At 46.3% G+C, this 11,483-nt stretch carries 10 protein-coding genes and 1 tRNA gene; 4 read left to right on the forward strand and 7 right to left on the reverse strand.

Annotated features, from left to right (window positions below; all coding sequences use genetic code 11):
- The first annotated feature begins 4 nt into the window (after window positions 1–4).
- Both RH88_RS13005 and RH88_RS13010 read left to right on the forward strand, forming a co-directional pair.
- Window positions 5–643 carry a TetR/AcrR family transcriptional regulator gene (locus RH88_RS13005; protein ID WP_005596708.1) on the forward strand — a complete coding sequence of 213 codons (639 nt, stop codon included), beginning with the start codon at window positions 5–7 and terminating at the stop codon, window positions 641–643.
- A gap of 114 nt (window positions 644–757) precedes the next feature.
- Window positions 758–1,717: a hypothetical protein gene (locus RH88_RS13010; RefSeq protein WP_005596709.1), complete on the forward strand. Its 960-nt coding sequence runs from the start codon at window positions 758–760 to the stop codon at window positions 1,715–1,717.
- 79 nt (window positions 1,718–1,796) lie between these two features.
- On the opposite strand, the gene RH88_RS13015 is transcribed toward RH88_RS13010, so the two are convergent.
- The 6 genes from RH88_RS13015 to rsgA all read right to left on the reverse strand — a co-directional run bounded on the left by RH88_RS13015 (window position 1,797) and on the right by rsgA (window position 9,534).
- Window positions 1,797–2,939 carry a murein hydrolase activator EnvC family protein gene (locus RH88_RS13015; protein WP_005596711.1) on the reverse strand — a complete coding sequence of 381 codons (1,143 nt, stop codon included), beginning with the start codon at window positions 2,937–2,939 and terminating at the stop codon, window positions 1,797–1,799.
- Window positions 2,940–3,101: 162 nt separating this feature from the next.
- Window positions 3,102–4,634, reverse strand: coding sequence for a 2,3-bisphosphoglycerate-independent phosphoglycerate mutase (gpmM, locus tag RH88_RS13020; protein ID WP_005596713.1), 1,533 nt, complete (start codon window positions 4,632–4,634; stop codon window positions 3,102–3,104).
- A gap of 274 nt (window positions 4,635–4,908) precedes the next feature.
- Window positions 4,909–5,796: a DMT family transporter gene (locus tag RH88_RS13025; protein ID WP_005596715.1), complete on the reverse strand. Its 888-nt coding sequence runs from the start codon at window positions 5,794–5,796 to the stop codon at window positions 4,909–4,911.
- A 129-nt stretch (window positions 5,797–5,925) separates the two neighbouring features.
- A complete protein-coding gene (locus tag RH88_RS13030) occupies window positions 5,926–7,329 on the reverse strand; it encodes an SLC13 family permease (RefSeq protein ID WP_005596717.1) in 1,404 nt (467 codons plus the stop codon).
- A 173-nt stretch (window positions 7,330–7,502) separates the two neighbouring features.
- The gene (gene asd, locus RH88_RS13035) at window positions 7,503–8,369 is read right to left on the reverse strand and encodes an archaetidylserine decarboxylase (protein WP_005596718.1); all 867 of its coding nucleotides are present in this window, start codon (window positions 8,367–8,369) and stop codon (window positions 7,503–7,505) included.
- A 109-nt stretch (window positions 8,370–8,478) separates the two neighbouring features.
- Complete coding sequence (gene rsgA / locus RH88_RS13040) at window positions 8,479–9,534, reverse strand: small ribosomal subunit biogenesis GTPase RsgA (protein ID WP_005596720.1); 1,056 nt, start codon at window positions 9,532–9,534, stop codon at window positions 8,479–8,481.
- 111 nt (window positions 9,535–9,645) lie between these two features.
- Here rsgA and orn point away from each other — a divergent pair, with 111 nt between their 5' ends.
- Window positions 9,646–10,191: an oligoribonuclease gene (orn, locus tag RH88_RS13045; RefSeq protein WP_005596722.1), complete on the forward strand. Its 546-nt coding sequence runs from the start codon at window positions 9,646–9,648 to the stop codon at window positions 10,189–10,191.
- A gap of 81 nt (window positions 10,192–10,272) precedes the next feature.
- Here orn and RH88_RS13050 read toward each other — a convergent pair whose 3' ends face one another.
- Window positions 10,273–10,992: a hypothetical protein gene (locus RH88_RS13050; RefSeq protein WP_005596724.1), complete on the reverse strand. Its 720-nt coding sequence runs from the start codon at window positions 10,990–10,992 to the stop codon at window positions 10,273–10,275.
- A gap of 366 nt (window positions 10,993–11,358) precedes the next feature.
- Between RH88_RS13050 and RH88_RS13055 the strand changes: the two genes are divergently transcribed.
- A tRNA-Gly gene (locus RH88_RS13055) sits at window positions 11,359–11,434 on the forward strand.
- Window positions 11,435–11,483 lie beyond the last annotated feature (49 nt).

Here is an 11,483-nt window from a genome sequence, read left to right on the forward strand (position 1 = left end):
AGCAATGAAGACGCGCGATAAAATTGTATTAGCAGCATTAGAGCTCTTTAATGAGCATGGTGAAAGGAATATCACCACCAACCACATTGCCGCGCACATCGATATCAGCCCAGGTAATCTCTACTACCATTTCCGCAATAAGCAGGAAATAGTACGAGAGATCTTTGCTCTCTATTCAAACGAATTGTTGGAGCGCTTTACGCCAGTTCAGGGGCAGCAAGAGAGCTTGGTGTTGTTGAAGCTCTACCTCAACTCAATCTTTACCTTGATGTGGAAATACCGTTTCTTCTACGCCAACTTACCGGAAATACTTCAGCGTGATGAAGTTCTGCATGAAGAATATATTCAGGTACAAGATAAGCTGCAATCAAACTTGGTCAATATCATGGCCGCCTTTATTCAGTTAGGCTTGCTTGATGTGGCGGAAAGTGAAATGAAGCCGTTGGTCACAACTCTGCATTTAATAGCTTCCAGCTGGTTAGGTTATCAGTCGGCCATGTCACCGAAAACGCAAATCACCGAACAGATCATTCACCAAGGCATGTTGCAGATGATCTCGGTTGTAAAACCGAAGGCAACCGAATCTGGCCTTGAGCAGCTTCAGCTCTTGGAAGAGGGTGTTAAAGCGATGCACGCCGCTTAACGCTTCATAGCCACGATGAATATAATCGAAGGCGAGGGTTTATAACCTTTCGCTCTTTGTTCTGTTTGCTCTAAGCCGTTACATTACTGATAACCTTCTGATTCGAGTAATGTTATGCACTACGATGTTTTTAACGGTGATGCAGATGGCATCATCGCTCTACTTCAACTACGTCTCGCGAACCCTAAGAACGCCCAATTAGTGACTGGGGTAAAGCGTGATATTCAATTGCTCGATTCAATTGAGATTCAACGTGGTGACTCTCTAACGGTTTTGGATATTTCACTGACACAAAACCTCAGTGGGTTGCAACGCGCTCTTGATGCTGGCGCGGATGTCTTTTATGCCGATCACCATAAAGCCGATGGCATACCTAGCCATGCCCAATTGACCGCTCATATTAATCTCGATGCCAATATCTGTACTGCACTGATTATTGATGCCTTACTTGATGGGCGTTATCACTATTGGGCGATAGCAGGGGCCTATGGTGATAATCTGATCACTAAAGCCGATCAATTAGCCGCGCAAGCCGGCTTGGGCCCACAACAAGCTGAACAGTTGCGCGATCTAGGTACGCTCCTTAATTACAACGGGTATGGCGCCACGGTTGACGATCTGCATTTCCATCCTGCCACTCTGTTCACGACCCTTTTGGCCTACGATGATCCTTTTGCTGTTATTGCTGCACAAGACTCACCATATCAGCAACTCAAAATGGCTTATCAGCAAGATATGGCGTCAGCGCAATCTCTAAAAGCGCATTATCAAGATGAGCAACTGGCAGTGTTTATCTTACCGAATACCGCGGCGTCTCGACGCGTCAGTGGTGTTTACGGCAACTGGTTAGCGAACCAAGCACCAGAGAAAGCCCATCTTGTGCTCAGCGAGAATCGTCAGCAGGGCTATACCGTGTCGTTGCGCGCTCCGTTAGCGAATAAGCAAGGGGCAGGAGAGTTGTGTAGCCAATTTGTGACAGGGGGAGGACGAGAAGCCGCGGGTGGCATTAACCACCTAGAACCACAGCAATTAGAATTGTTGATAGGGCAAGTCAGCGAATACTACCGCCGTTGATAAGTAAACAATTAAGCGTAGGCTGAAAGTTTTTCATACCAAACAATAAGGGCGCTGAGAGGCGCCCTTATTGTTGCGATTATTTACGCTGTAACCACGAAATAGGATCTTGGGTTTTGCTGTTGCGGCGGATTTCAAAGTAGAGTGATGCTTGGGTTTGTCCACCGGTATCTCCCGCGAGTGCGATTGATTCGCCGGCCACTACTTTATCACCTTCTTTTTTCAGTAAGCTTTGGTTAAAGCCGTACAGTGTCATATCACCTTTACCATGATCCAATAATACCACGAGACCATAGCCACGTAGGTAATCAGCAAACACCACCGTGCCAGAGTACACCGCTTTGACGGATTGCCCGTAGTTGGCGGCAACCACGATGCCTTTCCAATCAATTTGCCCTGTCTGTTTTGAGCCGTAGCTGTGCATCACGCGACCTTTGATTGGCCATGGCAGCTTGCGTTTTTGTTTCGCAAGGCCATCCATTGGTACGGCATTACGTTTGGCCGCTTTGGCGATTTCGGCTTTTAGGCGTGCTTCGTTGCGCTGTAATTCAGACAGGTAGACTTTATCGCTGGAAATGCTTTTACGGATTTTGCTGACCGTGCCTTTTCGCTGTGATTGAGTCTTAGCGAGTTGATTGCGCTTTGAGGTCTGTTGATCGAGTAACTTAGTTATTTGTTGTTTTTCGAGCGCCAACTGCTCTTCACTTTGCTCAAGTTCAGCGACGATTTTTTCTAACTCAGTGATGGTTTGTGCGCGTTGCTTGGCAAGGTATTGGAAGTATTGGCTGATACGATCTTCTTCCACACCTTGGGTCATTATATTGGCGGAAGATTTCGCACGCTGAGTCACGTAATAGGTGCGCAATAACTGCTTAAGTTTTTCACTTTGTTGCGCTTTGTCTTTTTCAAGCGTAACAATTTTACCGTCCAACGCATTGATATTGGCATTGGTTTTAGTCAATGAGGCTTTGGTTGCCTTGATTTCTCGCTCTAACTGATGGATGCCAAGTTCTTGGCTTTTTAGCGATTTTTGTAATTTATCGAGCTCTTTCTGCTGTGAGCTCAAGGCGTTCTTTTGTCGAGAAATTTCACTTTTGACGCCAGTTAACTGACTGGGTGAGGATGCCTGCGTGGATAAAGGGGCAATCGTAGCAAAACCAACCGTCAGCAGCATGAGTGTGCGCAGTGTGCGATGCGTTTTTGTGATGGCGTTAAGCGACATTAGCTCGAATTATCCTAACCAATTGATTAGTGGCCAGTATACATAATTCGATTCTTGGGAAGAAAGGATTAAGTAAAAACTTGTACGCAGTGTCATAGGCTGCCTAGCAAGAGGCCAAAAAAAACGCCCAAGCATGGCTCGGGCGTTTATTATGCGAGGCGATTATTTAACGATAACCTGGCCAGACATTTCTGCAGGGATTTCGATACCCGCTAGAGAAAGCATGGTTGGTGCAAGATCAGACAGTTTACCGCCTTCTTTGAACTCAACCGCTTTGCTACCAACATAAATCAGTGGAACTGGTAGGTTAGTGTGTGCAGTGTGGATGCCGCCTGTTTCAGGATCGATCATCATTTCTGCATTACCGTGGTCTGCGGTGATAAGCAGTTGGCCATCAACTTCATTGATCGCTTCTACTACGCGGCCCATACATGCATCGATCGCTTCGATTGCTTGTTTAGCCGCTTCGTAAACACCCGTGTGACCAACCATATCTGGGTTAGGGTAGTTACAGATAATCGTATCAAACTTACCTGATTTGATCGCAGCAACCAGTTTGTCAGTTAGCTCAGTTGAGCTCATCTCTGGTTGTAGGTCGTAAGTCGCAACTTTTGGAGAAGCAACCAGTTGACGCTCTTCGCCAGCAAACTCGTTTTCAACACCGCCGTTGAAGAAGAAAGTAACGTGCGCGTATTTTTCTGTTTCAGAAATACGTAGCTGAGTTTTCTCTTGTTTAGAAAGCCACTCACCGTAAGTGTTTTCTAGTGTTGCTGGTGGGAATGCCGCCGCTAGAGGGATGTCTGCTGCGTATTGCGTTAGCATCACAAAGTTCAGAGCAGGGAATACTGCGCGCTCAAAACCGTCGAAATCCGCAACGAAAGTACGCGTGATTTGACGTGCACGGTCAGCACGGTAGTTCATGAAGATCACCGCATCACCGTCTTGCATGATGGCATCTTCTTGATCTGCAGTTTTGATTGCCGTTGCTTTAACGAACTCGTCATTTTCTTCACGAGCGTAAGCAGCTTCAAGGCCTTCTACCGCGGTGTCAAAAGTGAAGTCAGCTTTCGCTTGAGTCAATAGGTCGTAAGCAACTTGAACGCGATCCCAGTTGTTGTCACGGTCCATTGCATAGTAACGACCTACTAGAGAAGCCACACGGCCTTTACCTAGTTTAGCGAATAGATCTTGGAAGCGTTGTAGAGAACCTTCTGCGCTACGTGGTGGCGTATCACGGCCATCAAGGAAGCAGTGTAGGTAAATCTTCTCAGCGCCACGCGCCGCTGCCATTTCAACCGCTGCGTAGATGTGATCTTCGTGAGAGTGAACGCCACCTGGCGACATAAGACCCATGATGTGAACGGCTTTACCTGCGTTGATTGCGCTATCCATTGCTTCAACCAGGGCTGCAGTTTCAGCGAACTCACCATCAGCGATAGATTTAGTAATACGAGTAAGATCTTGGTAGACAATACGGCCCGCACCGATATTGGTGTGACCTACTTCTGAGTTACCCATTTGACCATCTGGTAGACCTACATCCATGCCAGATGCAGAAATAAGCGTATTCGGGTGGTTAGCAAATAGGTTGTCCAAGTTAGGCGTATTTGCGTTTGCAACGGCATTATTTGCAGTGTCTTCACGGTGTCCGTAACCGTCAAGAATAACTAGAGCCAATGGCTTCTTAGCAGACATAGAGTAAACCTCGTCAAATTTAAGTAACTGTCGGTTTTGGGTCATAAAACCCAAGTACCTTGAAACAAAACTAGCGTAATTTTACTACACTTTTTAAGCAAAACTGTAGGCCAAGATCAAATATTGTTGGTGATGTCGTGTAGCTATCTTTCAGCGAATTGTCTATTTGGCCATAAGCTTACATTGATAATAACTCTTATTCTTAACATTTCTCGACCAATGTAAAGGAGGAATTACCAATCAATTCGATAGTTGAATCGGCAGATTTTGTTGCTTACTGCACCAGTATAGCGGTGCCACAGACCGCGAGGAACGCGCCGCACCATGCATAGCGATTTGGTCGTCGTTTGGTATAAAACCACAGCAAAGGCAATAACATGATCGGCGTAGTGGACGAAAGCAGTGCCACCATACCCACATTGCCTTTTTGCAATGCATATAAGATCAGCGTCATGCCAACGGCCATAGCGAGAAAGCCGTTAAGAGCGGTGAGCAAGAAAATCTTGAGGTTGATAGTGTGTGTCGCCCTCGCGATCTTAGCACCACTCAACCACAGAAGGTTGTGTGCTGCGAAAGCGGTCATCATCCGCAGAGCTGACGCTGCCACAGGATCGACAGCGGTTTGCATGATCGGCTTGGCTATAATACCGCCTAGGGCTTGGCAAATCGCGGCAAGAACGCCTAGAGTAATTCCAACGCCAATACGGCCTTTGATCGCTTCTAGTTGATTATTATCTTGGCCCCTACGACCAAAAAAGATCGCCAACACCACTCCTGAAAAAACCAAACTGGCGCCAAGTAATTCCCAACCATTCATACGTTCGCTAAAGAGAAAGTAGCCAAGTAGCGCAGAAAAAACGGCGTGACAAGAGAAGAGTAAACCCGCTTGGCGAGGGCCCATGCGGTTAAGGCAAGCAAATAGTGCGGTATCACCAATGAAGATGCCGACTAAGCCAGAGAACATCATCGCTGTCAGCGATGGCACAGTGACGGTTTCCCAGCCACCGGTATACAGCGCCATAGCGGCGAGAATGACGCTGGTACAACCCATGCGCCAGCGACTATAAGCAAAGGTGCCTAAGTGATGAGCAGGCTTAACGGAGAGTAGGCTGGCGATGGCCCACAGTAGAGCAGCGGCTAAGGCTAGCCATTCATATCCCATCTATTTCGCATCCTTGTCGCGACAGGTGTATGTGTGCGAAGGCACAACATAAGATGGTCAATATGCCTTAAAAGAGGATTAAAGCAAAGCGTGATATGTGATCACGCTTTGCTGTTTAAATGGCAGTGATTAAGAGAGGATCCAGTTAGCCATGTAGACCATGGATAGACCAAGTACACCGAGAATCAAACCGGTTTTGGCCATGTCTTTGCTTTCAATTAACCCCGTCGAGTATGCCAACGAGTTTGGTGGGGTTGATACCGGTAAAATCATGCCTAACGAAGCGGAGAAAGCGACCACCACCAAGAGGTTTTGCATATCCAAACTTTGCATCGAAGCCCCAATCGCGGCCGCAATTGGCATCAATAAGTTCGCAGTGGCGGTATTGGACATAAAGTTGGCCATTACCCAGCATACCAATGACATGGTGATGATTACTGCAGTAGGGGATAGGGCATCGTAATCGATCGCGTGTGCCAGCGCAGAAGCCAGCCCGGTTTTATCTAATGCAATCCCAATTGCAATACCACCGGCGACGAGCCACAACACATCCCAGTTGATCAGCTTCAGTTCGGCTTTACCCATGATGCCTGTTAATGTAAATACGGCCAGTGGAATGATCGATACCACATAGGTATTCATGCCATGCAGCTTGGTGGTCATCCACAACAAAATGGTCGTGGCAAAAGTGGCGTAAACCACGATGGCGCGCCAGTTTTTCTGGAAGGAACCACCGAGTTTGAGCACCATTTTATCTTCAGATGAGGGAAACAGCTTTTGCAGTAAGAACCAAGCGATGGTGAGTTGCACAATCACAAACGGTAAGCCCATCATCATCCATGATAAGAAGTCGATGCTGTTTTCACCAACCAAATATTGCAATGCGATTGCGTTGGGTGGAGTACCAATTGGTGTAGCGATACCGCCAGTATTGGCTGCGATTGGAATACACAGCACTAAGGCTTTAATTCCTAAATCCCCTTTTGGCGCAGAAGCGACGATAGGGCCAAGTAGTGCCAGCATCATGACCGTAGTGGCGGTATTGGACATAAACATTGAGAATACCGCGGTGATCAACATTAATCCCAACATGATAAATCGTGGTTGGGTGCCGAATGGCTTGAGTAACACGCGTGCAAGGTTGTTATCCAGTTCGTATTTTGACGCAGAGATCGCCAGTGCGAAACCGCCCATGAACAGAATAATGATCGGCGAGGAAAAAGCGCTGAAGATGTCGGTATAGGCGACTAGCTCACCAAAGTCATGTCCTGCGGGTGGGTTGCGGAATAGGTGTAGCCCTTTGTCAGAGATCATGATCAATTCAAGAGCAATGATCAAAATCGAGGTGGCAAACACGGGAACAGGTTCCAACACCCACAAAAGGGCGGCAAGGAGAAAGATAGCAAGGAGTCGATGTTGGATTAGGGTTAAGTCTGCGATTGGTATTGAGTCAATCGGCATCAGTAGCACTGCCAGTGGCAACCCAAAACAGATCAGTAGTTTGATTATCGTGCCAGAATGAATCCTTGTCATACGCGGCAAACCTTCTCATGTCAGTGGAGAAGGATAGAGTAAAAGATAACCAAATTAACGTCTTAGACTAAGGTAATAGTTTTACAATTAGGTAAAAAATGTTGCGTAAATCTTGTCGTTGGTCAAAAAAATCCCTGAACAAGTCAGGGATTTATAATTCAGTTGTCGAACCGTTATTCTGTGTCTTGGCGCTGTGCGTAAGGGGTGCCCATTACGGTTGCTTGGCCAAGTTGCATTGAGTCATCGAAGCGGATGCTGTTTTTAGCAAACAGGTTAATCACCGTCGAGCCCAGTTTGAAGCGGCCCATTTCTTGGCCTTTTTTCAGAATTACCGCTTTGTCGCCTTCAGCAGGGTAGTCCCAACGATGAACGGTGTTACCGCGTGGTGGTGTTACTGTACCCGCCCAAACCTGTTCGATACTACCAACGATGGTAGCGCCAACCAGCACTTGTGCCATTGGACCGAAAGCCGTATCAAAGATACAGACAACACGTTCGTTGCGAGCGAATAGATTCGGCACGTTTTCAGCAGTCAGTGGGTTTACAGAGAAGAGATCGCCCGGAACGTAGATCATCTGACGTAGCGTGCCATCACATGGCATATGAACACGATGGTAATCACTTGGCGATAAATACAAGGTAGCAAATTCGCCGTCATTAAACGCTTCAGCCAGCTTCTCGTCACCACCTAATAGCTCAAGGGCGGTATAGTCGTGGCCTTTTGCTTGGATAAGTTTACCGTCTTGGATTGGACCAAATTGGCTAACACGCGCATCTGCAGGGTGAGTGATGAGATCATCCCCTTCAGAGATAGGGCGAGCCCCTTCTTTTAGTTCACGCACAAAAAACTCGTTAAATGTGGCGAAGTGCTGAGGATCTGAGTGCAGAGCTTCATCCATATTGACGTTGTATTGCTTGATAAACCAGCGAATGATTGCAGTGGTTAGGCTGCCTGCTTTGGCCGAAGCAATCTTACCGACGAGGCGAGTAAGCGCGTGCTGAGGGATCCAGTATTGCAGTCTAACTTTAATCTTGTCCATTGTGTTCAATTCCAATGTTAATTGTCTGTTTCAAACTTTTGGGCGCGAGATGGTACTTAAAAAATCAGCAAATGTCAGTAGTTGCTGATTTTTCCTCGTAGTCATTGCGTTACAGATCGGCTTTCTTGTTACGTGAATATTGGCGGTTGGCCTTATTCTCAGACATGCTTTCTAGAATGCGATGATAGTTATTAAAGCGACTCTCGCTGACGTTGCCTTGTTCCACGGCTTCACGCAGTACACAACCTGGATCATCAAGGTGCTTACAATCACGGAACTTACAGCTACCCAAGTAAGGTTTGAATTCAACAAACGCTTTGGTGACTTCTTCTGCTTCTAAGTGCCAGAGACCGAATTCACGAACTCCAGGTGAGTCAATCAGATCACCACCGGAAGGGATATGATACAAGCGAGCGGCGGTGGTGGTGTGCTGACCAAGACCTGAGTTTTCAGACACTAGGCCTTCTTCAATTTCAAGTCCAGGCATCAGAGCATTCACCAGGCTAGATTTACCAACACCAGATTGACCTACAAAAATGTTGATGCAATTACCAAGTGCCGCTTCCAGTTCTGGAATGCCTTCACCCGACTCTTTGCTGACTAACAGAACTTTATAACCGATATTCTCGTAGTCACGCAGAGATTGCTGATATTGCTCGCGTTGCGCTTGATCGAGCAGGTCAATTTTGTTGAGTACCAGTAAAGGTGGAATCTGCAGTGTTTCAGCAGCCACTAGATAACGGTCAATAATATTTAATGACAGTTCAGGCAACACAGAAGAAACGATCACCATCTGACCGATGTTAGCAGCGACTGGCTTTAGACCGTCATAGTAATCGGGGCGGGTTAACACTGAGCTGCGTGGCTCTACGGCCTCAACCACGCCGGAAATACCGTACATGGACTCAAGACCTGCCCGCCAGATAACTTGGTCACCCGAGACTAAAGATTCGATACCGCGACGTAAGTTACAGCGGTGAATTTCTTGTGTTTCAGAATCTTCAATATCCGCGTGTTGGCCGAAACGGGTAATCACTAACCCTGTTTTTGTGCCGCCCAGCATGGACTCATCCCACTGAATGCTTTCCGCTTTAGTGAGTTTGCGTTTTTGATTGCTACGAACGCGTCGTACTTGACCTTTGGTTAACTTTTTCTGTTTTGCCACGGTGATCTACTTAATCTGCTTCTCTTAGGGTCGACACCTGAGATTGCTATCTTGGGTATCTGAATTTGGGTATAGTACCTTTTTTAGCGAAAAACCAATAGGCAACGATTTATGTCCTTTAGCGATCAAAATTTAATCTGGGTCGATCTCGAGATGACTGGGCTTGATCCAGAAACACACAAAATTATCGAAATCGCCACTATCGTCACCGATAGTGAGCTTAATATTTTGGCAGAAGGTCCAGTACTGGCCATCCATCAGCCTGAGTCCGAGTTGGATAAAATGGACGATTGGTGCACCAATACCCATACCAATAGTGGCTTAGTTGAACGCATTCGCAATAGCTCGGTGACCGAACAAGAAGCGATTCGTCAGACGATTGAGTTTCTTGAACAGTGGGTGCCTAAAGGTAAATCACCGATTTGTGGTAACAGTATCGGCCAAGATCGCCGTTTCTTATACAAACATATGCCTGAATTGGAGCAATACTTCCATTATCGCTATGTGGATGTCAGTACGCTTAAAGAGCTGACTCGTCGCTGGAAGCCAGAAGTATTGGACGGCTTCTCAAAATCAGGTAGCCACTTAGCGCTTGATGATATTCGTGAGTCGATTGCAGAGTTGCAGTATTACCGTAAAACGATTTTTAGCATTTAACGACGTAAGTCGATGATGTGATATAAAACCGCAGCTTGCTGCGGTTTTTGTCGTTTTGGAAAGGAGTCCTGATGGGCTGTCTTACGGGATCGGCAGGAAGACAAACTGCGCCACACCCTGTGCCACTTTCGTTATGCTGCGATTGGTCTTGTCGGCGACGATCAGCGCCATCATATCTTGAATCAATGCCATCTTGGCAAAGATACGGTCGAAGCTGGTATCAAACTCCCCCTCAGTCACATGATTGGTCAGCAAGAAGAGTTCACCTTGACTGTCTTTACGTTGATAGAGGCGCCAGACAAAAATTTCGATATTACGGGCACTGTTGTAAAGTGCCTGTTCATCGAGTGAATCGAGAATAAAGAATTCTTGCTGGTGGTTATAAGAACGGCGCAACATCTCTGTTAAGCCTACTATCGCAGCGAATACGCGGTCGCCTTGGAATGATTCATCAAACGCCAGTAATATGGCTTCAATGCCCGTTTTTCCTCCGAGCTCATCAAAGACCAACGACGGGAGATCAATCTCGTCATGACGACCAAAGATCTGTAGCATCCGATCTTCAAGTGTAGTGTCGGCAACTTTCTTGAGTTGGTTTGGATTGCGCACGTACATTTTGCGCGTTAATTCCATCAGCAGTTCTTTTTGTTCTTTAACATGCACATCCATAACAAAATCCACATCGGTTTTACCCAGGTTACGGACCGGCTTGGGCATGGATTCACAGCCATTGAGAAATAGGGCGCTAGAGAGCAGAACAAACAGGGCTAAAAACGAGCGTTGGAAAACGGGTAATGCCATTGCGATCTCCATGATTTGCAATTGCCATTAACAAAATATTATTGGGCGAAGCGATAACATCAGTATTTGGTTATATACAAAAGGATACTTTTAGACCAGCTTAGCTAGATTTTAAGAATCTATTTACTGGGTTATATCGCATTTGCTGGCTAATTTTATCTATTCACTACGTCAAATCAGTGCTTTAATCGTAGTGACAGTTATGTAGCAGCGTTTTAAATTTAAACAATTCGCTCATTGTTTATTCTCTTTTGTGTGCTTTTTCATCAAACGATAAAAAAAACTGTTTTTTTGCAGGAAGGACTTGCATCACAAAAAAATGCTCTTATAATTCGCAGCCCTGAACGACGGAAACGTTGTTGAGATGCGACACTAGCTCAGTTGGTAGAGCGCAACCTTGCCAAGGTTGAGGTCATCGGTTCGAACCCGATGTGTCGCTCCAAATTTTCTGATTAGACAATTAGTCTGATTAGAGTAAAGTTTTCATTGTA

This window comes from Vibrio scophthalmi LMG 19158 (genome assembly GCF_000222585.1).
Taxonomy (GTDB): Bacteria; Pseudomonadota; Gammaproteobacteria; order Enterobacterales; family Vibrionaceae; genus Vibrio; species Vibrio scophthalmi.